This is a genomic window from Reyranella sp. (genome assembly GCF_004297405.1).
Classification (GTDB): Bacteria; Pseudomonadota; Alphaproteobacteria; order Reyranellales; family Reyranellaceae; genus Reyranella.
Genome location: NZ_SCVC01000007.1, coordinates 1 through 24,479, shown reverse-complemented (window position 1 = coordinate 24,479; position 24,479 = coordinate 1). Strand labels below are relative to the sequence as shown.

The following is a 24,479-nucleotide window of genomic DNA, read 5'->3' as shown; positions in this document are numbered from 1 at the left end:
TGAAAGGCGGCGTTGCAGCGCGGCATGGCCTGCTGGCACAGGTCTTGGATTGCCGCCAATATGACGCCTCAACCGGGAGAGAAACGAATGGCGAGCAGCGGCTCGGAAGCAATGGTCAATGAAATGGGCGATCTCGACGGCGATTCGCTGCGCATGCACCGCGAGGGGCGGCCCGGGAAGATCGAGATCATTGCGACCAAGCCCCTGGTCACGCAGCGCGACCTGGCGCTGGCCTATTCGCCTGGCGTTGCCGCCCCGTGCCTGGAGATCGCGAAGAACCCGGACACGGCATATGACTATACGGCCAAGGGCAATCTGGTCGCGGTGATCTCCAACGGCACCGCCGTGCTGGGCCTGGGCGACCTGGGTGCGCTCGGCGGCAAGCCGGTGATGGAGGGCAAGGCCGTCCTCTTCAAACGCTTCGCCGACGTCGACTGCATCGACCTCGAAGTCGACACCAGAGACGTCGACGAGTTCGTGAACTGCGTGCGCTATCTCGGGCCGACCTTCGGCGGCATCAACCTCGAGGACATCAAGGCGCCGGAGTGCTTCATCATCGAGCAGCGCCTGCGCGAGTTGATGGACATCCCGATCTTCCACGACGACCAGCACGGGACGGCGATCGTCTCGGCCGCCGGCCTGATCAACGCGCTGCACCTCACCGGTCGCAACATCAAGGACATCAAGATGGTGGTGAACGGCGCGGGCGCCGCCTCCATCGCCTGCATCGAGCTGGTCAAGGCCATGGGCCTGCCACACGACAACGCCATCCTATGCGACACCAAGGGCGTCATCTACCAGGGCCGCACCGAGGGCATGAACCAGTGGAAGAGCGCGCACGCGGTGAAGACCAAGGCGCGCACCCTGGAAGAGGCCATGAAGGGTGCCGACGTCTTCTTCGGCCTTTCGGTCAAGGGCGCGGTGACCAAGGAGATGGTCCAGTCGATGGCGGCCAAGCCGATCATCTTCGCCATGGCCAATCCCGATCCCGAGATCACGCCCGAGGACGTGAAGTCGGTGCGCGCCGACGCCATCATCGCCACCGGCCGCAGCGACTACGCCAACCAGATCAATAACGTGCTGGGCTTCCCCTACATCTTCCGTGGCGCGCTCGACGTGCGGGCGCGCACCATCAACGAAGAGATGAAGATCGCCGCCGCCGAGGCGCTGGCCAAGCTCGCCCGTGAGGACGTGCCCGACGAGGTCGACCGCGCCTATTCCGGTCGTCGCCTGCGCTACGGGTCGGATTATGTCGTGCCAGTGCCGTTCGATCCGCGCCTGATTTCCTTCGTCTCCTGTGCGGTGGCGCAGGCTGCTATGGATTCCGGCGTGGCCCGCAAGCCGATCCCCGACATGGCGGAATACCGTCGCTCCCTGTCGGGCCGACTCGATCCGACCAGTCACTGGCTGCAAAGCCTGTTCGAGCAGGTGAAGGCCAATCCGCGACGCATCGTCTTCGCCGAGGGTGAGGAGGAGCGCACCATCCGCGCCGCCGTCATGTTCCGCGACAACGGCTACGGCACGCCGATCCTGATCGGCCGCGAGGAGCAGGTGCGCGAGACCATGAAGACGCTCGGCATAAACAATGCAGCGGGCATGGAAATTCACAACGCGCGGCTCTCGACCCGGAACGCGCCCTACACCGACATGGTCTACAAGCGGCTGCAACGCGATGGCTTCCTGCATCGCGACGTGCAGCGCATGGTCAACCAGGGCCGCAACGTGTTCGGTGCCTGCATGGTGGCGATGGGCGACGCTGACGGCATGGTGACCGGCATCACGCGGCGCTTCCCGGAGTGCTACGGCGACGTCAAGCGTGTGATCGACATCGAGCCCAACAAGGTGCCGATCGGCTACTCGATCATCGTCTCGCGCCAGGGCACGGTGTTCCTGGCCGATACGTCGATCAACGAGACGCCCACCCCCGAACAGCTCGCGACCATCGCCAAGCAGATGGCGAAGAATGTGCGGATCATGGGCCACGATCCGCGCGTCGCGTTCCTGTCGTTCTCCAACTTCGGCAGCCGCGAGATCGAGCGCATCGACCGCATCCGCAAGGCGATCCGCCTGCTCGACGCCGAGGAGGTCGACTTCGAGTACGACGGCGAGATGCAGGCCGACATGGCGCTCGACTACGAGCTGCTGCGCTCGACCTACCCGTTCTGCCGCCTCACCGGGCCGGCCAACGTGCTGGTGATGCCGGGCCTGCACTCCGCCCACATCTCCTCGCGGCTGATGCAGTCGCTGGGCGGCGTGACGGTGATCGGCCCGGTGATCGACGGGCTGCAGAAGCCGGTGCAGATCGTGCAGATGGGCGCCACGGTGAGCGACCTGGTGAACCACGCCGCTCTCGCCGCCTACGGCGCGCTCAGCAACGGCCGCTAGGCGCGATCAGCAGCAATGGCGCTGGAGACCTGGTGGCTCTATCTCGGCGCCGTCGTGCTGATCGCCAGCACGCCGGGACCGAACGTGCTCTACGTTACCACCCGAAGCATCCGCTTCGGGCTGGGACCGGCCTTCGTCGGCATGACGGGCTGTCTCCTGGCGCTCGTGCTGATGCTCACGGGTTCGGTCGCCGGACTGAGCGCGCTCCTGCTGGCGCTGCCGACCGCCTTCGATGTCCTGAAGATCGCGGGCGCCGCCTACCTGGCCTATCTCGGCATTCAGCTCTGGCGTGAGCCGGTTGAACCCGACGCCGCGCCACTGCCGACAGGCACGTCGAAGACAGCGCTGTTTCGCGACGGTTTCCTGGTGGGCATCAGCAATCCCAAGCTGCTGATCTTCGCGGCGGCCTTCTTCCCGCAGTTCATCGACCCCACGACGGCGTGGATGCCGCAGTTTGCGCTGATGGTCGCGACCTTCGTGGGTGTCGAGCTGTTCTTCTATTCGATCTACGCGCTCTCCGGCCGCAAGCTGGCGGACCGGCTGATGCACGGGATCTGGCGGCGCCGATTGAACCGGGCCAGCGGCCTGGTCTTCATCGGGTTTGGCGCCGCCCTGCTCCGCTACAAGCCCTGATAGCGGAGGCTACTGCTTCACCTTCACGACGGTGAGCTGATGCTTGCGGCCGTCGCGCGCTGTCCAGGAAATCGACTGGCCCACGGCAAGCCCGATCAGCGCGGCGCCGACCGGCGTCATCACCGAGATCTTGTGCGCGTCGCTGTCTTCGTCGACCGGATAGACCAGCGTCTCCGTCAGCTCGCGACCATCGTCGGACCGGAACGTCACCGTCGAGCCCATGCGCACGACATCGTCCGGCACGCTGCCGTCTTTCACGACCTTGGCGCGTTCCATTTCGGACAGCAGCTCTTCCGCGACCTCAGGCAAACGCTCGAGAGAAGCAGTGGCGAGATCGGTCAGCCGCTCATAGTCGGCGGTGCTTACGATGATGTTGGGAACCGACCGGTTCCGCACGACTGCGGGCATCGCGGATGCTCCTGCTATTGAAAACACAAAAATGAAAGAACTGTCGGCAATCGCGCATGGCGATCGGGTGCCCCGACGCCGGGACACGATGGGCCGGCTCGGGGACTACGCTTCCGCGATCGGATGGTTCCGCCGCGGCACCAGGGAAAGGACTGCCGAGAAGTTCATACCTAAGAGGTAAGCCCGCGCGCACAGGCTTTCAAGCCCGTTTACACGGCAGCCGCAGCCGACGTTACTTGGTCGGCTTGCCGAGCCCACCGCGCTCGCGCCGCGCCTCGTAGGCCTGGACAACCGCATAGGCCGTGCGCAGATGTGGTGCTGCGATGCCGTATTTGCGCGCCCGACCCAGCATGTCGCCGATCACGTGGCGGCCTTCGATCTGGCCGCCTTTTTCGAGGTCGCCCAGCATCGAGGCGGCAAAGCCCGAGCCGCGCTGCGTGAGATAGGTCTTGAGGTTGGCGATGCCCTTGTCGCCCGGATCGAACCCTTCGGCCGCGGCAACCTTGCGGCATTCCTCGACAGTCTCGACCATCAGCGCCTCGCCGTCATCGGCCGCCATGATGTCGCCGGTCGTGCCACGCAACGTGCAGCACATCGCGGCGAGCGAGGTCAGCATGATCCACTTGTCCCAGAGATCCTGGTTGATCTTCTCGTTCAGGCCACCGTCGATGCCGGCCTTCTTGCAGGCGGCGTCGAGATCCTTCAGCGACTGACGCGCCGGCTGGCCGGAGCGTTCACCGAAGGAAACACCGGCGAACGGGCTGGTGTGCAGCACCTCGCCGTTGGGACCCAGCATGCCGCCGATGCGCGCCAGACCGCCGGCAATCTTGTCGGCGCCGAACTTGGCATCGAGCACGCCGAAATGCGCGTGGCCGTTCAGCATCGGCACGATAGTGGTGTTGGCGCCTACCGCCGGCGCGATCGACTCGATCGCCGAGTCGAGGTCGTAGGCCTTGCAGGCGAGGATGATGAGGTCGTACGGGCCTCCGTCGCTGCCCTTGGTGACGACCTTGACCGGCAGCACCGCGTCGCCCTTGGGGCTCTTGATGACCAGGCCCTCGGCCTTGACCTTGGCAGCGCGCTTCTCGCGCAGCAGGAACGTCACGTCCGCGCCGGCCTGATGGAGACGCGCGCCGAAATAACCGCCGACCGCGCCGGCACCGAGGATAAGGATCTTCACGACTTCGAACTCCTTTCGGCCAGCCAGTCCGCGAGCCATGTCGCGAGATCGTCGGTCTGGTGGTGGATGTGGCTGAGATCGGTATCGGCCGCGCGCTTCACGCTTTCGTCGGTGCGGATCCACACCGTGCGCATGCCCATGTCGGCGGCAGGTTTGAGATTGACCGAGATGTCATCGGCAAAGGCGGCGCGCGTCGGGTCGACGTTGTGCTGCTTCACGAGCTTCTCGTAGATCTGCTTGTGTGGCTTCGGCCAATAGTCGCCGGCTGCGATGTCGAAGATCGCCTCGAAGTGATGCGCCACGCCCAACCGCTCCATGACCCTCTCGGCGTGCGGCACGTCGCCGGCCGTGAAGATGAGCTTGCGGCCCGGCAGCGCGCGCAACGACGCTTCGAGCGCGGGATTGGCCTCGACCGGCGAATAGTCGATGTCGTGGACGTAATCGAGATAATGCTTCGGGTCGACGCCATGCAGGCTCATCATGCCGCGCATCGACGTGCCGTGATCGCGCCAGTATTCCTTCTGAACCCGCCGCGCTTCCTCGGCGTCGACCTTCAGCCAGTCCGAGATATAGCGGCCGATGCGCACGTCGATCTGGGCGAACAGGTTGCAGCGCGCCGGATACAGCGTGTTGTCGAGATCGAAAAGCCAGACGTCGGGATCATGTTTGGGAGGCATGGCAGGGCTGGCTTAGCCGCCAGCCGTGCGCTTGTCGAGGCGGTGGATTATAAGGAAGGCAATGGATACGCTGACGATCGTCCTCCTCGCCGCCGTCGCGCTGCTGGTGCTGCTTCTCCTCGTGATCCTGCTGCGCCAGGGCAGCAGCAGCCGCGATGCAGAGCAGATGCGTCATCAGCTCGGCCTGGCGCTCAGCCAGCAGGCCGACACCGTGCAGCGGGTCGAACGTTCGCTACGCGAGCAGGAACAGGCGCTGAGCAAGGTCGTCCACGAACGGCTGGACCGCACCGAGAAGGCCACCGGCCAGATCGTCACCGACCTGCGCGAGCGGCTGGTCCGCATCGACGAGGCGCAGAAGAAGATTGGCGAGCTGTCGACCCAGGTCGTGAGCCTGCAGGAAGTGCTCTCCAACAAGCAGGCGCGCGGCGCCTTCGGCGAAGTGCAGCTGAACGACCTGGTATCGAGCGCCCTGCCTCCCTCGGCCTACGCCTTCCAGGTGACGCTCTCTTCGGGCGTGCGCGCCGACTGTCTCCTGAAGCTGCCGCATCCGCCGGGACCGATTGCCATCGACGCCAAGTTCCCGCTGGAGAGTTATCGCGCGCTGCGCGCGGTGGCGCCGGGCGACACCGCGGCTCTGCAGGCCGCGCAACGCGCCTTCCAGCAGGCGATGCGCAAGCATATCGGCGACATTCGCGAGAAGTATGTCGGCGTGCCGGGCGAGACCGCCGAGTCGGCGCTGATGTTCCTGCCGTCGGAAGCGGTCTATGCCGAACTGCACGCCAACTTCACGGCAATCGTCGAGGAATCCTACAAGGCGCGTGTCTGGATCGTCTCGCCCACGACCATGATGGCCACGCTCAACACCGTGCGCGCCGTCCTCAAGGACGTGCGCATGCGCGAGCAGGCAGGCGAGATCCAGAAGACGGTCGGCCTGCTGCTTGACGACGTGAAACGTCTCGACGAGCGGGTCGAGAAGCTCAAGTCACACTTTGCGATGGCTGAGAAGGACCTGCGCGACGTCGACATCTCGGCTGACCGCATCACCAAGCGCGGTCAGCGCATCCTCGACGTCGATCTTGGCGACGATCCGCCGTCCTTACCGAAGCTTTAGGCTCAGCCCCCGAGCTTAGCCCCAGGGACCGCGGCCCGAGTCCCGCGGTGCGGAGCCCCAGGGGCTGTTGCCCGTCTGCGGGATGCTCGACCGCGCCGGACGCGACGTGCCGGCCGGCTGCGGACTGTAACCGCCCGTCGACGCCATCGCCTGCAGGCGCGCAATGCGCTCTTCCATCGGCGGATGGGTCGAGAACAGGCTCGACATGCCACCGGCAGCGGCCAGCGGGTTGGCGATGTACATATGCGCCGTCGCCGGATTGCGCTCCGCCGCCTGGTTATGGATCTGCTGCGTGCCGGCATGCAGCTTGGCCAGCGCCGAGGCAAGCCACATCGGCTGGCCGCAAATCTCCGCGCCCATGCGATCGGCTTCGTATTCGCGGCCACGGCTGATCGCCATCTGGACCAGCATGGCGGCCATCGGCGCTAGGATCATCGCGGCAATAGCCACGATCGGGTTCACCATCGGCCGGCCTTCCGAATCGCGGCCGCCGCCCATCAAGCCGCCGAAACTCGCCAGCATGCCAATGGCACCCGAGAGCGTCGCCGCGACCGTCATGATCAGGGTGTCGCGATGGCGGACATGGCTCAGCTCGTGCGCCATCACGCCCGCGATCTCCTCGCGCGAAAGGTTGCGCAGCAGGCCGGTCGTGGCCGCAACGGCGGCATGTTCGGGGTCGCGGCCGGTCGCGAAGGCGTTCGGCTGGTCCTCGTCGATCAGGTAGACCTTCGGCATCGGCAGGTTGGCGCGCTGGGCGAGCTGCTGGACAATGCCGAAGAGCTCGGGCGCGGTCTCCGGCCCGACCTCCTGCGCGTTGCTCATGCGCAGCACCATCTTGTCGCTGTTCCAGTAGGCAAACACGTTCATGCCCAGCGCCACGACGAGCGCAAGCACAAGGCCGGATTGGCCACCCAACAGATAGCCCACGACCAGGAAGAAGCCTGTCAGTCCGGCCAGGAGAAGGGCAGTCTTGAAGTAGTTCATGGCGGGAAAGATGGTTTCAAACTGTGGCGAAACAAGGCGTGCGCAGGCATCATGACAGTATGACCGAGCCCAAGACACCTGCGCCGCCGGAGCCAGCCAAGGCAGAACCGGCCGCCCCCGTCCCGCCCGAGAAGCCGAAGAAGGTCGAGGAGATCGGCGGCCCGCCCGGTCCCGAACCGACGCGCTACGGCGACTGGCAGTTCAACGGCAAGGTGACGGACTTCTAAAATGCGCACCGACATCTTCCACCCCGAGTTCAAGGCACAACCCTGGTGGTGGGAGGCGTGGACGCCGAACAACGCCCTGTCGCAGGATCCGCCGGCCCGCACCGACGTGGTGATCGTAGGTGCGGGTTATGGCGGCCTCTCGACGGCGCTGGAACTGCGGCGCAACGGGGTCGGCGCCGTCGTGCTGGAGCGCGGCGACTTCGGTATCGGGGCGTCGACGCGCAACGGCGGCATGATCTCAGGCGGCACCAATCTCGGCAAAGGGCTGGGCGGCAAGAGCCCCATCGCCGAGGAATTCGAGCGCCTGAAAGCCGAGCTGATGGGTGCCGGTGCCGACTCGCTCAGCGTGCTGGAAGACATCATCGCGCGCGAGAAGATCGAGTGCGGCCTGCATCGCAACGGCCGCTTCGTCGGCGCCTGGACGCCACGCCACTACGACGACCTCGCGACCAAAGTCGAAACCTACAACAAATACGCCAATGCCGGCGCCGAGATGATCCCGCGCGAGCGCCAGCGCGAGATGATCGCGTCGGACTACTACTTCGGCGGCATGCATGCCACGCGCGCCGGCCATCTGCACCCCGCGCTCTACTACAAGGGCTTGCTGGAAGCCGCGCATCGCGCCGGCGCGATCCTCTGCGCCAAGGTCGAGGCGGAGCGGCTGGAGAAGGTCACGAACGGCTGGCGCGTACTGACCCCGAAGGGACCGATCGAGTGCCGCGAGGTCGTGGTCGCGACCAACGGGTATACCGGCGATCTGACGCCGCGGCTGAAGCGCCGCGTCGTGCCGGTGGCGAGCCACATCATCGCGACGGAAGAGCTGCCCGAGCCCGCAAGCAAGCTGATCCCCGAGATGCGGGCGATCGGGGACACCAAGCGCGTGCTGACCTACTACAGGCCCTCGCCCGACGGCACGCGGCTGATCTTCGGTGGCCGCGCACGCTTCACCGCGGCGCCCCCGGAAGTCAGTGCGCCGGCGCTCTACCAGTACATGATCGACCGCTTCCCGCAGCTCGACGGCATCCGCATCACCCATGTCTGGACGGGCAATGTCGCCTTCGCCCTCGATTACATGCCGCACATGGGTACCGACGAGGGCGTGCACTATCTGCTGGCCTGCAACGGCAACGGCGTCGCCATGATGACCTATCTCGGCACCGAAACTGCGCGGAAGATCGCCGGTGGTCGCAACGTGCCAGTCAATCCGCTGGATGGCCGCGATTTCCCCGAACACGCGCTCTACAACGGCGATCCTTCGTGGTTCCTGCCGATCGTCGGCGCCTGGTATCGCACGCGCGACTGGCTCGATCGCCGGATGGCCGCCTAGAGCGTTTGCTTGCGAGGCGGCCGGGGCCGGGGCAAGACTAGTCGCGTGACCCAAGCTCTTCCCGTCTCTCTCGCCGATATCCGTGCCGCGGCTTCCCGCATCGCCGGCGCGGTCGTCCACACGCCCTGCCTGCGCAGCGAGACGCTGTCGCGCATCGCCAAGGCCGACGTCTGGGTGAAGTTCGAGAACCTGCAGTTTACGGCCTCGTTCAAGGAGCGCGGCGCGCTCAACACGCTGCTGCAGCTCACCGCAGAAGAACGCAAACGCGGCGTCATCGCCATGTCGGCCGGCAACCATGCGCAGGGCGTCGCCTACCACGCCGGGCGGCTGGGCATTCCCGCCACCATCGTGATGCCGTCCTTCACCCCCAACAACAAGGTGAAGCACACGCGCGACCACGGTGCGCGCGTCGTGTTGAAAGGCGACACGCTGTCGGAGTCGGCGGCCGAGGCCCATCGTCTGGCCGACGCCGAGAAGCTGGTCTTCGTCCATCCTTACGATGACCCGCGCATCATCGCAGGCCAGGGCACGATCGCGCTGGAAATGCTCGAAGACGTGCCCGAGCTCGACACCTTGGTGGTGCCGGTGGGTGGCGGCGGCATGATCGCCGGCTGCGCCGTCGCAGCGCGCGGGCTCAGGCCCGACGTGAAGGTGATCGGTGTCGAATCGGCGGGCTATTCGGCGATGCGCCAGCTCCTGGCCGGCGACGAGGTCACGGTGGGCGGCGACACCATCGCCGAAGGCATCGCCGTCCGCGACATCGGCAAGGCGCCGCTCGCCATCGCCCGCGCCCTGGTCGATCGCGTGTTGGCGGTGGACGAGGTGGCCATCGAACGCGCCATCGCTCTGTTCCTCGAAGTCGAAAAGACGGTGGCCGAAGGCGCCGGCGCGGCCGGCCTAGCCGCCCTGCTGGCGCATCCGGAGCATTTCACCGGCCGCAAGGTTGGCCTCGTCCTCTGCGGCGGCAATATCGACACGCGCCTGCTCGCGTCCGTGCTGTTGCGCGGCCTGGTGCGCGATGGCCGGATCGTGCGGCTGCGGCTGATGATCGGCGACCTACCGGGCCAACTCGCCCGCGTCGCCGGCCTGATCGGCGGCGCCGGCGGCAACATCGTGGAAGTGCAGCACCAGCGCCTTTTCGGCAGTGTCGTCGCCAAGGCCACGGAGCTCGATGTCACCGTCGAAACCCGCGACCGCAGCCATGCCCGGGAGTTGGTTTCGGCGCTGGAGGCCGAAGGCTTTAAGGTGCGGGTGCTCGAGGGCGTGGACGCGTAAATCCGCCGCTTTGCCCCCACTGGGGCGCGGGCTAAAAGACCGGCCATGTCCGCCTCGACCCAATACGTCCCCTCGCCCACGCCCGACCTCGCCAAGATCGAGCGGGCGCTGATCTCCGTCTCCGACAAGGAGGGCCTGGTCGAACTGGGCAAGGCGCTGGCCGCCCATGGGGTCGAAATCCTCTCGACCGGAGGCTCGGCCAAGGCGCTGCGCGACGCCGGACTCAAGGTGACCGAGGTCAGCGACCACACAGGCTTCCCCGAGATCATGGATGGCCGCGTGAAGACGCTGCAGCCCTCGATCCACGGCGGCATCCTCGCCCGCCGCACCGACGCCGGCCACAGGAAGGCGATGAGCGATCACAAGATCGCCGGCATCGACCTCGTGGTGGTGAACCTCTACCCGTTCGAAGCCACAGTGGCGCGCGGTGCGGACTTCCCGACCTGCGTCGAGAATATCGACATCGGCGGCCCCGCCCTGATCCGCGCCTCGGCCAAGAACCACGACTTCGTCACGGTGGTGGTCGATCCGGCCGACTACAAATCCGTTCTCGACGAGCTGCAGGCCCACAAGGGCGCCACGACGCTCGGCCTGCGCCGCAAGCTCGCGGCCAAGGCCTATGCCCGTACCGCTTCCTACGATTCGGCTATCGCCAACTGGTTCGCACAGCAGGAAGGCGAAACCTTCCCCGAGCGGTTGACCTTGTCGGCGGCGCGCGTGCAGACCCTCCGATACGGCGAGAACCCGCACCAGAAGGCCGCCTTCTACAGCGACGGCAGCAATCGGCCGGGCGTCGCCACGGCACGCATCGTCCAGGGCAAGGAGCTTTCCTACAACAACATCGGCGATACCGAAGCGGCCTACGAATGCGTGGCCGAATTCAAGGAGCCGGCGGTCGTCGTGGTGAAGCATGCCAACCCGTGCGGTGTCGCTGTCGCCAAGAACCAGTACGACGCCTACCTCAAGGCCTATGCTTGCGATCCGGTCTCGATCTTCGGCGGCATCGTCGCGGTCAACACGACGCTCGAGGCGAAGACGGCCGAGGATCTGTCGAAGCTCTTCCTCGAGGTCGTGATCGCGCCCGACGCAACGCCCGAGGCGCTGGCGATCTTCGCCAAGAAGAAGAACGTGCGCGTGCTGCTGGCCGGCACTCTGCCTGACCCGACCACCGCCGGCATGACCCTGAAGAGCGTGGCCGGCGGCTATCTCTTTCAGACCCGCGACAACGGCCACGTGAAGAAGAGCGACCTCAAGGTCGTGACCAAGCGGTCGCCGACGGCGCAGGAGCTCGACGATCTCCTGTTTGCCTTCACTGTCTGCAAGCACGTGAAGTCGAACGCCATCGTCTATGCCAAGGGCGGCGCCACCGTGGGTGTCGGCGCGGGCCAGATGAACCGTCGCGACTCCTCGCGCATCGCCGCCATCCGCGCCGCCGAATCGGGCGAGATGGCCAAGCTGGCAGAGAGCCCGGCGATTGGCAGCGTAGTTGCCTCCGATGCCTTCTTCCCCTTCGCCGACGGCCTGCTGGCTGCTGCCGAAGCCGGCGCCACGGCAATCATTCAGCCGGGCGGCTCAATGCGCGACCAGGAAGTCATCGACGCTGCCGACGAGAAAGGCCTCGCCATGGTCTTCACTGGCATGCGGCACTTCCGGCACTGACGCTTCCGATTTAACGCACCTTCAACTGCTTGGCCGACGCCATCGCCTTACGGCGGGCTTCGGCAACACTGCGGCCGGTCGCCAGTGCCACGGCCATGCGGCGATGGCCTTTGACCTCCGGCTTGCCGAAGATGCGCACCGACGTGCCGGGCTGAGTCAGTGCCCGGGCAAGGCCGGTGTAGGTCGGATCTGAAATATTACCATCGGCCAGCACGGGCACCGACGCGCCAGGAACGCAGGTGACCTTGGGAATCGGCAGGCCGAGGATGGCGCGCACATGCAGCTCCATCTCGCTCATGTTCTGCGACACCATCGTCACCATGCCGGTGTCATGTGGCCGGGGTGAAAGCTCCGAGAACCAGACCTTGTCGCCCTTCACGAACAGCTCGACGCCGAACAGGCCGCGGCCCTTGGCGCCGCAAAGCTCGTTCACGACCTTCTTGGCGATGTCGCGGGACTTCTTCAGCGCCACCGTCGACATGGCGTGCGGCTGCCAGCTTTCGCGATAGTCGCCATCGACCTGGATATGGCCAATCGGGTCACAGAAGGCGAGCCCGCCCTCATGGCGCACCGTGAGCTGCGTGATCTCGTAGTCGAAGTCGATGGCGCCCTCGACGATCACCAGGCCGGTGGCCGCGCGCGTGCCTTCGATCGCGTATTTCCAGCTCTTGGCGATATCGGCCGGCTTGCGCGCCACGCTCTGGCCATGACCCGACGACGACATCGTGGGCTTGATGAAGCAGGGGAAGCCCACGGCCTCGGCGCCGGCACGCAGCTCTTCGAGGCTACCGGCAAAGCGATAGGGAGAAGTCGGCAGCTTGAGCTTTTCGGCGGCGAGCTTGCGGATGCCGCGGCGATCCATGGTGAGCTGCGCCGCACGGGCGGTCGGGATGACCGTCCATCCCTCCTTCTCCAGCTCAACGAGCGTGTCGGTGGCGATGGCTTCGATCTCGGGCACGATGAAGTCGGGCCGGACCTTCTCGACGATGCGCCGGACCTGCTTGCCGTCGCGCATGTTGAAGACATGGGCGCTGTTGGCCACCAGCATCGCGGGTGCGGCGGCGTAGCGGTCGCAGGCGATGACCTCGACGCCGAACCGCATCGCCTCGATGGCGACTTCCTTTCCGAGCTCGCCCGAGCCCAGCAGCATGATCTTGATCGAAGAGGGTTTGAGCGGCGTGCCGAATGTCTTTTTCATGACTCCATATTAGCAGGATTAGTAGGCGGCTCCGCCTTGCGGCGACGGGTCAGCAACTTGAAGAACAGCGGCACGAACAGGATGGCGATGAAAGTCGCAGCCAGCATGCCGCCGATCACGCCCGTGCCGATCGAATGCCGGCTGGCCGATCCAGCGCCGGTGCTGGTGGCCAGCGGCAGCACGCCCAGGATGAAGGCGAGCGAGGTCATCACGATGGGCCGGAAGCGGAGCCGCGCCGCTTCCATCGCTGCGTCGTAGGCGGAGAGCCCGTCCTGATAGCGCTGCGAGGCGAACTCGACGATCAGGATGGCGTTCTTGGCGGCGAGGCCGATCAGGGTCACCAGCCCGATCTGGAAATAGACATCGTTCTCCAGGCCGCGCAGCCAGACGGCGAGCAAAGCGCCGAACACCGCAAAAGGCACCGCCGTGATGACGGCAAGCGGCAGCGACCAGCGCTCGTACTGGGCGGCCAGGATCAGGAACACCATGACGAGGCCGAATACGAACCCCAGCCGGCCCGAGCCCTGGGTCGCAAGCTCCTGATAGGCCGAGCCGGTCCAGCCGATCGTGTAATCATTGGGCAGAGTCGCTGCCACAACCTGCTGCATGGCCGCGATCGCCTGCCCCGAGGAGTAGCCCGGCGCCGGCCCGCCCAGGATCTTGGCTGATGGAAAGATATTGAAGCGATCGACCGTGTCGGGACCGACGACACGCGTCACGGAGACCAGTTCGTTCAGCGGCACCATGACGTTGCGGTCGGAGCGCACGAAGACCTGTCGCAGATCATCCGGCTTCTCCCGGAAGTCGGGCTCCGAGGACAGGCTGACGCGATAGGTGCGGCCGAACAGGGTGAAGTCGTTGACATAGAAGCTGCCGAACGAGGCCTGCATCGTGTCGAAGATCGTGTTGATCGGGATTCCGATCGCCTTGGCCTTTTCGCGATCGACGTCGATCCGGTACTGCGGCACCGCCGTGGTGAAGGTCGTCGAGACACCTCTCAGCTCGGGCCGCTGAGCCGCCGCCTGCACGACCTTGTTGGCAGCCTCGGACAGGCTCGCCAGCGACCCGCCCGACCGGTCCTGCAGGTAGAACTCGAACCCGCCTGTCGTGCTCATGCCCAGGATCGGCGGCGGATTGAAACCGATCACCACGCCATCCTTGAAATTGGCATTCAGCGCCGAGAGGGACGGTGCCAGATTGCGCGCATCCTGCTTCGGGTCCTTGCGCTCCGACCAGTCCTTCAGGGTGACGAAGGAGATGCCCGAGTTGGTCTTCTGCGCCAGCGACAGGAGGTCGAAGCCCGAGAAGGTGACGACATTGGCGACCGCCGGATTTTGACTGAGCGCCTCGCTCGCCTTCGCGGTCACCTCGCGGGTGCGCGCCAGCGAAGCCGCGGGCGGCAGCGCCGTCACCAGAAAGACGTAACCCTGATCCTCGTTGGGCACGAGGCCACCTGGCACGCGCTGATAGAGCGCCACCGCCAGCCCGACGATGATCAACGACCCGGCGATGCCGACCACCGCGCGTTTCAGCAGGAAGGAGACGCCACCGGCATAGCGATCGCTCAGCCACTCGAAGCCCGTGTTGAACTTGGCGAAGGGCCACCAGGGCTTGCTATGTCCCGGCTTCAGGATCAGCGCCGCGAGCGCGGGCGTCAGCGTCAGGGCGACGATGCCCGAAATCACCACCGAGACCGCAATGGTGACGGCGAACTGGCGATAGAGTTCGCCCGCCAGGCCTCCCAGGAAGGAGACCGGCACGAACACCGCGCAAAGCACCAGCACGATGGCGATGACCGGGCCCGTCACCTGCTGCATGGCCTTGATGGCGGCGGCGCGCGGCGACAATCCCTCGGTCGCCATGATGCGCTCGACGTTCTCCAGCACGACGATCGCATCGTCGACCACGATGCCAATCGCCAGCACGAGGCCGAACAAGGTGAGCATGTTGATCGAGAAGCCCAGCATGTACATGCCGGCGAAGGTGCCGATGATCGACACCGGAATGGCGATGACCGGGATGATCATCGCCCGCACGCTCTGCAGGAAGAGGAACACCACCAGGACCACGAGCGCGATCGCCTCGATGAAGGTGATCACCACCTCCTCGATCGACACCTCCACGAAGCGCGTGGTGTTGAAAGGGATGTCGTAGCGCAGCCCCTCGGGAAACCGCTTGGAGATGCGCTGCATGGCATCCTTGACCGACTGCGCCACTTCCAGCGCGTTGGCGCCGGGCTGCAGGTAGACGCCGATTGGCACGGCCGGCGCACCGTTGAAGATCGCCGAAAACCCGTAGGTAAGTGCTCCTAGCTCGACCCGCGCCACGTCCTTCAGCCGCAGCGCGCCACCGATCTCGTCGGAACGGATGATGATGTCCTCGAACTGCGAGGGATCGACCAGCCGCGCAGGCGTCGTCGCCGAATAGGTGAAGGTCTGCGGGTTCTTCATCGGCTCGTCGCCGAAGCGGCCGGCCGCGAACTGCGAATTCTGCTCGCGGATCACCGCGGCGACATCGCCCGGCGTGAGATTGAACTGCGCGAGCTTGTCCGGCCGCAGCCAGATGCGCATGGAATAGTCAGAGGCGCCGAACAGCGCCGCATCGCCGACGCCCGGCAGGCGGCGCAGCTCGTCGATCACGTTGACCAGCGCGTAGTTGCTGATGAACACCGTGTCGTAGCGCCGCTCGGGCGACGACATGGTCATCACCATCAGGATCGAGGTCGAACGCTTCTGCACCACGACGCCCTGGCGCGCCACCTCGGCCGGCAGCAACGGCAGGGCGCGTTGCACCCGGTTGTTGACGTTGATCGCGTTCTGATCGGGATTGGTGCCGATCTCGAAGCTGATGGTGATGCTCATCGTGCCCGAGCCGGTCGAGGTCGAGCGCATGTAGAGCATGCGCTCCACGCCGTTGATCTGCTGCTCGAGCGGCGCCGCCACGGTCGAGGCAATGGTCTCGGCGGTGGCGCCGGGATAGTTGGCCGTGACTACGACATCCGGCGGCACGATCTGCGGATACTGCGAGATCGGCAGCGCCCGCATGGCCACCAGACCCGCTAGCACAATGACAATCGACAGGACGCTGGCAAAAACCGGCCGGTCGATGAAGAACTTTGAGATCACTTCCGAGCCCCTGCCGGTGCTCCACCCGCCGGCGGCGCGGCTGCGGGAACCGGCCGGACCTTGATTCCCGTGCGGACTCGGATGACGCCATCGGCGACCACGGTTTCACCGGGCTGAAGACCACTCTTCACAATCCAGCCGCGCCCAACTTCACGATCGAGCGTGACCGGACGGGCCGTCGCCACGTCGTCGGCACCAACGACATAGACGATGGCACCCTGCGGGCCCTGCACGATAGCGGTCTGCGGCACCACGATGGCGTTGGGCATGGTGACGCCCACGATGTTGACCCGCACGAACTGACCCGGCAGCAGGCCGCTCTTCTCGTTGGGGAACACAGCGCGGACCTGCACCGTGCCGGTGCGCGGATCGACGATGCCCGAACTGCTGTCGATCTTGCCGTCGATCGGGTGGCGGTCGCCGTTGCCGAACTGGAGCTGCACCGTGACGTCTTCCGGCTTCAGCGGCTGGGCACGCTTCTCGTTCACTTCGCGCAGCTCGCGCTGCTCGCTGTCGGTGGTCGTGAAATAGACATAGGCCGGGTCGAGCTGCGTGATTCGGGTCAGCAGCGTCTGCTGCGGCTGGATCAGCGTGCCTTCCGGCGGCGAGGCTTCAATGCTGGTGAGGCCCGAGATCGGGGCGCGGATCACCGTGTATTCGAGGTTGAGTTCGGCGGTCTGCACATCGGCCTTGGCCGAGGCCAGCGCCGCCGTCGCCTGCTCACGGGCCGCCGTCGCATCTTCCAGGGCCTTCTGCGTCGAGACTTTCTGTGCCGCCAAACCCTGGATGCGCTGATAATTCTCGGTCGCCTGGGTGAGTGTGGCCTGCGCCTGCGCGACCTGCGCCTTGGCGCGCGCAAGGGCCGCCTCGAAGCTGCGCGGATCGATGCGGAACAGCACGTCGCCCGCCTTCACCGGCTCGCCATCGACGAATTCACGCTTCTGCAGCAAGCCGCCGACCTGTGCGCGGATCTCGACGACGCGAAAGCCTGCGACCCGGCCGGAATAGTGCAGCGGCAGGGGCACGTCGGCCACCTTCACCTGCACGACGCCGACTTCGGGTGGGGGCGGTGCAGCGGCGACCGGTGGCGCCTTGGCCTCGCGAAAGGCGAACCAGTAGACCGCGCCAGCCGCGATCGCGAGCACGAGGATGGCCGCTACCATGCGGCCAGCAAAACCGCTGCTTTTCATTGTAGCGATCCGACGGAAAAGGCCTGCGGCAATACGCTGACGTCGAGCGGCAGGCGTCCGATGGTTTCGCCATCGAGATCGACCAGGGTGTCGCCGTCGGCTTCGAAGTGGAACGAGCGGCCACGGCTCATCTTCACCAGAGGATGGCGAATGTGCCCGCCGCTGTAGGTCTTCGGCAGGATGCTAAAAAGGACTGCAGATTTCGACACGTCACCCAGTTCCACGAGATCGAGCACACCATCGTCGAACGCCGCCCCCGGCGCCAGCTTCATGCCACCACCGCCGTTCTCGGTATTGGCCACCATCGCCGTGAACAGACGCCTTTTGCCCATATCGACGCCATCCACGGCAATCGCGACCTCCCTGTTGCGATAACCCAGAGTGACCACGGGCGTCATCAGCAGGTAGGCGACCTCGCCGAACTTCTTGGCCCAGCGCGACTGCGATGTGCGATGGCTAATCGACGCGGCGGCGCCGAGCGAGACGATCAGATAGCCGAAACGCTCCATCGGCCGGCCATCGAGGCCCGTGCAACGGACGCGCAGCAAGTCGATCGCCTGGCGGCCGGTGGCGACCGCGGAGTCATAGGCAAGCTCTGGCCGGGCGAGGTGGCCCAGTGCACGGCAAAGCTCGTTGGCTGTGCCGGCCGGCACCGGGCAGAGCACGGTGTCGGGCGCGTTGAGCTTGCCGGAGGAATCGAGCAGGCCGTTCAGGGTCTCGTTCACGGTGCCGTCACCGCCAACGGCCACGAAGCGGCGCACACCCTCGGCCAGTGCGGCGCGGGCAAGCGATGTCGCGTGGCCTGGGGCTTCGGTGAAGGACGGCTCGAGCGGACCCAGACGCTTCTCGAGCTCGACCTTGATCGCGGGCCAGCGCCTGGCAGCGCTGCCTTTGTTGGCCATGCGGTTGACGATAACCGCTGTCTTCATTCCGGAAGACTAGGCCAACGCGTCGTCTATCGCACTCCCCAGACGGTCCACGATCTCGCCGATCTGGTCGGCCGTGACGATGAACGGCGGCGCCAGCAGCACATGATCACCGCGCTGGCCGTCGATCGTGCCGCCCATGGGGTAGACCATGAGCCCGCGCGCCATCGCCGCTTTCTTGACCTTCGCGTGGAGCTTGCGTGCTGGATCGAACGGCTCCTTGGTCGAGCGATCCTCGACTAGCTCGACGGCTTGGAACAGGCCGCGGCCGCGAATGTCGCCGACATGCGGATGATTGCCGAAGCGCTCGCCGAGCCGCCGCTGCAGTAACGCGCCCATGGTGCGAACATTGGCCAGAAGATTGTCGCGCCGGATGGTCTCCTGCACGGCAAGACCTGCGGCGCAGGCCAATGGATGAGCCATGTAGGTGTGGCCGTGCTGGAAGAAGCCGCTGCCACCGGCGAAGGCATCGTAGATGTGCCGGCCGAGCAGCACGGCGCCGATCGGCTCGTAACCGCCGCCCAGGCCCTTGGCGATCGTCATCAGGTCGGGCGAGATGCCCTCCTGCTCGCAGGCATGCAGGGTGCCGGTGCGGCCCATGCCGCACATCACCTCGTCGAGGATCAGCAGCACGCCATGGCGGTCGCAGATTTCGCGGATGCGCTTGAAGTAGCCGGCCACTGGCGGCACCGCGCCAGCCGTGGCGCCAACCACCGTCTCAGCGACGAAGGCCATCACCGTCCCGGCGCCGAGGTCGAGGATCTTGGCCTCCAGCGCATTGGCGGCGCGCCGGCCATAGTCCTCTTCCGATTCACCCGGCCGCTGGAAACGATAGGCGAAACAGGGATCGATATGGTGCGTCTCGATCAGGAGCGGCGAGAAAGGCGCGCGACGCCATTCGTTGCCGCCCGCCGCCAGCGCCCCCAGCGTGTTGCCGTGATAGCTCTGGCGGCGCGCGATGACGTGGCGGCGTTGTTTCTCGCCGCGCTCGGTAAAGTATTGCCGCGCCATCTTGAGCGCGGCTTCGACTGCCTCGGAGCCGCCGCTCACCAGATAGACGTGGCTCATGCCTTTGGGGGCGTCTGCAATCAGCCGATCGCCGAGCTTCTCGGCCACGTCGGTAGTGAAGAAGCCCGTATGGGCATAGGCCAGCTTGTCGAGCTGTTCGTGCAGCGCTGCCGTGACGGCGGGATGGCCATGGCCGAGACAGGAGACGGCCGCGCCGCCCGAGGCATCGAGGTAGCGCTTGCCCGTTGCATCGACGATTTCGATACCGGCACCGCCGGCGGCAACGGGGAGGGTGCCGCCGATCTGGCGGTGGAGAATATGAGTCATGACTTGGGCTCCTATGGGGCTCCTTTGGCGCCGCGACGCGGCAGGTGGACACCGAACGCGGAGAGCTGTGTCTCGGTCCGCTGCAGCGCCTCCAGCGCCTTGTGGCCACTTCGGCCCGCCACCAGAGCCGCGAGGATTTCGGCCACGGCGAGCAGCGGCGTCACCGTGTGAAAGAAGGATGGGCTTTCAGTCGGCACGAGGATGACCGTGCTGGCCAAACGCGCGAGCGGCGAAACCTCGCTGTCCGTCAACGCCACCAGCGGCACGCCCTCGGTCGCCGCATAACGCGCCGCCTCGATGGTGGCGCGCGCATAGGGCTCGACGCTGGCGGCCAGCACGACATCGTCGCGGCCGGCGTCGCGGATCGCATCGAGGCCGGTGCCGCCGGCATCGTCCAGCATCACCGTTTTGTCGCCGAGCAGCGACAGCATGTAGTGGAAGTGCCAGGCCGCCGCGTGACAGGCGCGCAGGCCGAGACAATAGACGCGACGCGCGCGGTGCAGCCGGCCCGCGGCGTCGGCCAAATGGTCCAGTGCCTCGGGCTCGGCCAGCCGCGCGATCTGGCGCGACAAGGCCAACGCCATGTCGGCCGCCAGCGCCCGTTCGCCGCGCAGATTCTGCTGCTGGACCTGGGCGCCGGCCTTGCCGGCAAAGCCCAGCGCGCCCATTGCGCCGGCGCGCACGGCGCCAGCGTAGAGCGCGCGCACCGCGTCATAGCCGTCGAGGCCGAGACGCTTAGCCAGCCGCGTCATGGTCGCGGCCGGCACGCCCGCCCGGCGGGCCTGTTCACGCATCGACAGCAGAGCCACATCGTCGGGCCGATCGAGGACATAGCGCGCTGCCGCCTGAAGTTGCGGCGGCATCGCCTCGAAGACCTCGACGATGGTCGCGTTGAGCGGCCCCGCTGTCATTGCCTGCTCGTCAGATCAACGCAGCGGGATCGGGTACATCAATCCGCCCTTGGTCCATAGCGCATTGGCGCCGCGGTCGAGCTTGAGCGGGCTGCCCTGGCCGACATTGCGCTCGAAGCTTTCGCCGTAGTTCCCAATCTGCTTGATGATGTTGTAGGCCCAGTTCTCCTCGAGTTGCAGGGCCTTGCCGTTGCCCGGCGTGACACCCAGCAGGCGCTGCACCGTCGCGTCAGTCGACTTGAGCTGCTCGTCGACATTGGCCTTGGTGATGCCGCGCTCCTCGGCTTCGAGCATGGCGAACAGCGACCAGCGCACGACGGCGTTCCAGACGTCGTCGCCACGGCGGACGAACGGCCCCAGCGGCTCCTTGGAGATGAGTTCCGGCAAGGTCATGTAGTCGGCCTGCTTGCCGCGCGTGGCCAGCGCCGAGGCGAGCGCCGAGGAGTCCTGGGTCATGGCATCGCAACGGCCGCTGAAGAACGCCTCGTACATGACGTCCTGGCTTTCGAAGACGACCGTCTTGATCTGGAGGTTCCGCGCCCGGAACCAGCTCGCCATGTTGAACTCGTGCGTCGTGCCCTGGGCCACGCAGATCGTGGCGCCGGCCAGCTCGGCGAGGCCCTTCACGCCCAGCTTCTTCGACACCATGAAGGCCTGGCCGTCGTAGAAATTGATTCCTGAATACTGAATACCGAGTCCAGCATCACGCTGGAGCGTGATCGTCGAGTTGCGCAACAGGACGTCGATCTCGCCGGACTGCAGGGCCAGGAAGCGCTGCTGGGCGGAGAGCGGCACATACTTGGCCTTGGTCGCATCGCCCAGCACGGCGGCGGCGACGGCGTTGCACATGTCGATGTCGAGGCCGGCCCACTTGCCCTGGCTGTCCGGCAGAGAGAAGCCGCCGAGGCCGACATTGACCCCGCAGATGATGTGGCCGCGCTTCTTCACGGTCTCCAGGGTCGATTGGGCGAAGGCGGCGGAAGCAACAAGAAGCGAGAGGCTGGCGGCGGCGCCGACAGCGAGGACTCGTTTAAGGTCGAGCATCAATTCCCCCACGGAAAGTAACGGTCATTAGGGGTACCGCGCGGCACCCCCTCTCGCAACATTTGAATCTCTATGCCAGATAGTGATCCGTTTGGATCATTTTCCCTTAGAATAACTAGGGCGAAAATGCCTGCATTGAGAGCACGTTGCTCGCTGGTGTGGGCGCTATGACATAGCGCGTAATCAATGCCGGCACGCAATTGACAGACGGCCGGCGGGCAACCACATCTCGCCCTCGCGCCGCAAAATTTCTCGCGGGAGTTCCCTTGTCCCTTCATCGCCGCTTGCTGGCAGCCGCCGGCCTATTCTTCGTTGCTTCGTCGGTGGCTTTTGCCCAGGGCGGACCTCCTGCCATGCCGGTCGGCGTCGCCGAGCCGGTGGCCAAGCGCGTCACCCAGTGGGACGAATTCTCTGGCCGCTTCGAGGCGCTGGCTTCGGTCGAGGTACGGGCCCGTGTCTCGGGCTTCATCGACAAACTGCATTTCCGTGACGGTCAGATCGTCAAAGCCGGCGACCCGCTCTTCACCATCGACCAGCGGCCGTTCCAGATCGCCGTCGAAAGCGCACAGGCCGAAGTCGCGCGCACCAAGGCGCAAGTCGACCTGGCTGAGCTGCAGGTCGATCGTGGTGCCTCACTGATCAAATCGAAGACCATCACCGACCAGGATTTCGACACCCGCAAAGCCAACCTGAGCATTGCGAGCGCCCAGCTGAAGTCGGCCGAAGCAGGCCTCAAGACCGCCGAACTCAACCTCGAATGGACCGAGGTGCGGGCGCCGATCAGTGGCCGCATCTCCGATCGCAAGGTCGATGCCGGTAACCTGATCTCCGGCGGCCAGACGGGCGCGACCCTGCTCGCCACCATCGTGACCCTCGATCCGATCCGCTTCGTGTTCGATATCTCCGAGGCCGATCACCTGCGCTACACGCGTCTCGTCCTGTCGGGCGGGCTTGCCTCGTCACGTGACGGCGACAACCCGGTCCGCATTCGCCTGGCCGACGAAACCGAGTGGACCCGCAAGGGCAAGATGGACTTCGTCGACAATGCGATGACCGCGCGTTCGGGCACGATCCGCGGCCGCGCCCTGGTCGACAACAAGGATCAGCTCCTCACGCCCGGCATCTTCGGTCGCCTGCAGCTCTTCGGCGGCGAGTACGACGCGCTTCTGATCCCCGACTCCGCGATCATCTCCGATCAGTCGCGCAAGATCGTGTTCACTGTCGGTAAGGACGACGTCGTCCAGGCAAAGCCCGTGACCCTGGGCCCGATCGTCGACGGGCTGCGCGTGATCCGCAGCGGCTTGCAGTCGACCGACAGGGTCGTGCTCGACGGCCTCGCCAACCCCATGGTGAGGCCCGGCGCTAAGGTCGTCCCGCAGAAGTCCGAGATCGTCGCCAAAGCCGGTTAAGGCCACCTCACTTCAGAGTCAGCCCATGCGTTTCTCGCACTTCTTCATCGACCGGCCGATCTTCGCTTCGGTGCTGTCTGTCATCATCGTGATCGTGGGCTTCATCGCCCAGCGCGGCCTGCCGGTAGCGGAATATCCCGACATCGCGCCGCCGACGGTCAACATCACCGCGACTTATCCCGGCGCCTCGGCCGAGGTGATCGCGGAAACCGTCGCCACGCCGATCGAACTCGAGGTCAACGGCGTCGACGACATGCTCTACATCGAGTCGCAGTCGACCGGTGACGGGCGCCTTTCGATCAATGTCGTGTTCAAGCCCGGCGTCAACATCGACCAGGCGCAGGTGCTGGTGCAGAACCGCGTCGCCGTCGCTCAGCCGCGACTGCCCGAGGATGTGCAGCGGCTCGGCATCGTCGTGCGCAAGGCGTCGCCCGACCTGATGATGGTCGTGCACATGTCGTCGCCCGACGGCAGCCGCGACCAGCAATACATCTCCAACTACGCCACGCTCTACGTGAAGGACGTGCTGACCCGCGTCGACGGTGTCGGCAACGTGCTGGTGTTCGGTGGCCGCGACTACTCGATGCGCGTCTGGCTGGATCCGGCCCGCGTCGCCGCACGCAACCTGACGGCCGGCGAAGTGGTTCTGGCGCTGCGGGCGGCCAACCTTCAGGTTGCCGCCGGCGCCGTGAACCAGGCGCCAGCCGTATCACCGGGCGCCTTCACCCTGTCCGTGCGCACGCTCGGCCGGCTGAGTTCACCGGACGAATTCGAGAACATCGTGATCCGCGCCGAGCCCGACGGTTCGGTGACGCGCCTGCGCGACATCGCCCGCGTTGAACTGGGCGCGCAGGACTACACGCAGAATTCCTATCTCGACAACAAGCCGGCGGTGGCGCTCGGCATCTTCCAGCGCCCCGGCTCGAACGCGCTCAAGACCTCGGACGCGATCATCGCCGAAATGGATCGGCTCAAGAAGAGCTTCCCGGCCGGCATCGACTATTCGATCGTCTATAACCCGACCACCTTCATCCAGGCCTCGATCGACGCCGTCATGACGACGCTGTTCGAAGCGGTGATCCTGGTCGTCATCGTCGTGATCGTGTTCCTGCAGACATGGCGGGCGGCGATCATCCCCATCCTCGCCATCCCGGTGTCGCTGATCGGCGCCTTCGCGGTGATGGCCGCCGTCGGCGTCTCGTTCAACACGCTCTCGCTGTTCGGCCTGGTGCTGGCCATCGGCATCGTGGTCGACGACGCCATCGTCGTGGTCGAGAACGTCGAGCGCTACCTCACCCAGGGCATGTCGCCCAAGGAGGCTGCGCACAAGACCATGGACGAGGTCGGCGGCGCGTTGATCGCGATCTCGCTGGTGCTGATCGCGGTGTTCCTGCCGACCGCCTTCATCACCGGCCTGCAGGGCACCTTCTACAAGCAGTTCGCCATCACCATCGCCGCCTCGACCGCGATCTCGG

The 24,479-nt window shown here is 65.8% G+C and carries 20 protein-coding genes; 9 read left to right on the top strand and 11 right to left on the bottom strand.

From position 1 onward, the window contains the following. Nucleotides 1–87 precede the first annotated feature (87 nt). Both EPO50_RS07070 and EPO50_RS07065 read left to right on the top strand, forming a co-directional pair. A complete protein-coding gene (locus EPO50_RS07070; protein ID WP_296342386.1) occupies nt 88–2,385 on the top strand; it encodes an NADP-dependent malic enzyme in 2,298 nt (765 codons plus the stop codon). Nucleotides 2,386–2,400: 15 nt separating this feature from the next. Then, nucleotides 2,401–3,018: a LysE family translocator gene (locus EPO50_RS07065; protein ID WP_296342384.1), complete on the top strand. Its 618-nt coding sequence runs from the start codon at nt 2,401–2,403 to the stop codon at nt 3,016–3,018. Nucleotides 3,019–3,027: 9 nt separating this feature from the next. On the opposite strand, the gene rnk is transcribed toward EPO50_RS07065, so the two are convergent. The 3 genes from rnk to EPO50_RS07050 form a co-directional block, all read right to left on the bottom strand. Next, a complete protein-coding gene (rnk, locus tag EPO50_RS07060) occupies nt 3,028–3,426 on the bottom strand; it encodes a nucleoside diphosphate kinase regulator (protein WP_296342382.1) in 399 nt (132 codons plus the stop codon). Between the two features lie 232 nt (nt 3,427–3,658). Further along, a complete protein-coding gene (gene panE / locus EPO50_RS07055) occupies nt 3,659–4,606 on the bottom strand; it encodes a 2-dehydropantoate 2-reductase (RefSeq protein WP_296342380.1) in 948 nt (315 codons plus the stop codon). Continuing rightward, nucleotides 4,603–5,283, bottom strand: a complete 681-nt coding sequence (locus EPO50_RS07050) for a pyrimidine 5'-nucleotidase (RefSeq protein ID WP_296342378.1) — start codon at nt 5,281–5,283, stop codon at nt 4,603–4,605. The genes panE and EPO50_RS07050 overlap by 4 nt, the downstream gene beginning before the upstream one ends. Nucleotides 5,284–5,344: 61 nt before the next feature. Here EPO50_RS07050 and EPO50_RS07045 point away from each other — a divergent pair, with 61 nt between their 5' ends. Beyond that, nucleotides 5,345–6,394 (top strand): DNA recombination protein RmuC, encoded by a 1,050-nt coding sequence (locus EPO50_RS07045; RefSeq protein ID WP_296342375.1) that lies wholly within the window; start codon nt 5,345–5,347, stop codon nt 6,392–6,394. Between the two features lie 15 nt (nt 6,395–6,409). On the opposite strand, the gene htpX is transcribed toward EPO50_RS07045, so the two are convergent. Next, entirely contained in the window at nt 6,410–7,378 is a 969-nt protein-coding gene (htpX, locus tag EPO50_RS07040) for a zinc metalloprotease HtpX (protein ID WP_296342373.1), read from the bottom strand. 59 nt (nt 7,379–7,437) lie between these two features. Here htpX and EPO50_RS07035 point away from each other — a divergent pair, with 59 nt between their 5' ends. The 4 genes from EPO50_RS07035 to purH are packed head-to-tail and all read left to right on the top strand — an operon-like array spanning nt 7,438 to nt 11,866. Further along, nucleotides 7,438–7,605: a DUF1674 domain-containing protein gene (locus tag EPO50_RS07035; RefSeq protein ID WP_296342371.1), complete on the top strand. Its 168-nt coding sequence runs from the start codon at nt 7,438–7,440 to the stop codon at nt 7,603–7,605. Between the two features lies 1 nt (nt 7,606). Further along, nucleotides 7,607–8,932, top strand: a complete 1,326-nt coding sequence (locus EPO50_RS07030; protein ID WP_296342369.1) for an FAD-binding oxidoreductase — start codon at nt 7,607–7,609, stop codon at nt 8,930–8,932. 45 nt (nt 8,933–8,977) lie between these two features. Beyond that, nucleotides 8,978–10,207: a threonine ammonia-lyase gene (locus EPO50_RS07025; protein WP_296342367.1), complete on the top strand. Its 1,230-nt coding sequence runs from the start codon at nt 8,978–8,980 to the stop codon at nt 10,205–10,207. Between the two features lie 45 nt (nt 10,208–10,252). Then, nucleotides 10,253–11,866, top strand: a complete 1,614-nt coding sequence (purH, locus tag EPO50_RS07020; protein ID WP_296342365.1) for a bifunctional phosphoribosylaminoimidazolecarboxamide formyltransferase/IMP cyclohydrolase — start codon at nt 10,253–10,255, stop codon at nt 11,864–11,866. Between the two features lie 10 nt (nt 11,867–11,876). On the opposite strand, the gene purT is transcribed toward purH, so the two are convergent. The 7 genes from purT to EPO50_RS06985 are packed head-to-tail and all read right to left on the bottom strand — an operon-like array spanning nt 11,877 to nt 21,595. After that, nucleotides 11,877–13,064: a formate-dependent phosphoribosylglycinamide formyltransferase gene (gene purT, locus EPO50_RS07015; RefSeq protein WP_296342363.1), complete on the bottom strand. Its 1,188-nt coding sequence runs from the start codon at nt 13,062–13,064 to the stop codon at nt 11,877–11,879. Continuing rightward, the gene (locus EPO50_RS07010) at nt 13,061–16,186 is read right to left on the bottom strand and encodes an efflux RND transporter permease subunit (protein WP_296342578.1); all 3,126 of its coding nucleotides are present in this window, start codon (nt 16,184–16,186) and stop codon (nt 13,061–13,063) included. The genes purT and EPO50_RS07010 overlap by 4 nt, the downstream gene beginning before the upstream one ends. Beyond that, a complete protein-coding gene (locus EPO50_RS07005; RefSeq protein ID WP_296342362.1) occupies nt 16,186–17,379 on the bottom strand; it encodes an efflux RND transporter periplasmic adaptor subunit in 1,194 nt (397 codons plus the stop codon). The genes EPO50_RS07010 and EPO50_RS07005 overlap by 1 nt, the downstream gene beginning before the upstream one ends. Further along, the gene (locus EPO50_RS07000; RefSeq protein ID WP_296342360.1) at nt 17,376–18,308 is read right to left on the bottom strand and encodes a diacylglycerol kinase family protein; all 933 of its coding nucleotides are present in this window, start codon (nt 18,306–18,308) and stop codon (nt 17,376–17,378) included. The genes EPO50_RS07005 and EPO50_RS07000 overlap by 4 nt, the downstream gene beginning before the upstream one ends. A gap of 9 nt (nt 18,309–18,317) precedes the next feature. Then, nucleotides 18,318–19,640 carry an aspartate aminotransferase family protein gene (locus tag EPO50_RS06995; protein WP_296342359.1) on the bottom strand — a complete coding sequence of 441 codons (1,323 nt, stop codon included), beginning with the start codon at nt 19,638–19,640 and terminating at the stop codon, nt 18,318–18,320. Nucleotides 19,641–19,651: 11 nt separating this feature from the next. Beyond that, on the bottom strand, nt 19,652–20,551 hold the full coding sequence (locus tag EPO50_RS06990; protein WP_296342357.1) for a MurR/RpiR family transcriptional regulator: 900 nt from the start codon (nt 20,549–20,551) through the stop codon (nt 19,652–19,654). 15 nt (nt 20,552–20,566) lie between these two features. Continuing rightward, nucleotides 20,567–21,595, bottom strand: a complete 1,029-nt coding sequence (locus tag EPO50_RS06985; RefSeq protein ID WP_296342355.1) for an amino acid ABC transporter substrate-binding protein — start codon at nt 21,593–21,595, stop codon at nt 20,567–20,569. A gap of 266 nt (nt 21,596–21,861) precedes the next feature. Here EPO50_RS06985 and EPO50_RS06980 point away from each other — a divergent pair, with 266 nt between their 5' ends. Both EPO50_RS06980 and EPO50_RS06975 read left to right on the top strand, forming a co-directional pair. Further along, on the top strand, nt 21,862–23,004 hold the full coding sequence (locus EPO50_RS06980) for an efflux RND transporter periplasmic adaptor subunit (RefSeq protein ID WP_296342354.1): 1,143 nt from the start codon (nt 21,862–21,864) through the stop codon (nt 23,002–23,004). Between the two features lie 25 nt (nt 23,005–23,029). Next, the coding region (locus EPO50_RS06975) for an efflux RND transporter permease subunit (RefSeq protein WP_296342353.1) at nt 23,030–24,479 on the top strand (1,450 nt) is incomplete at its 3' end.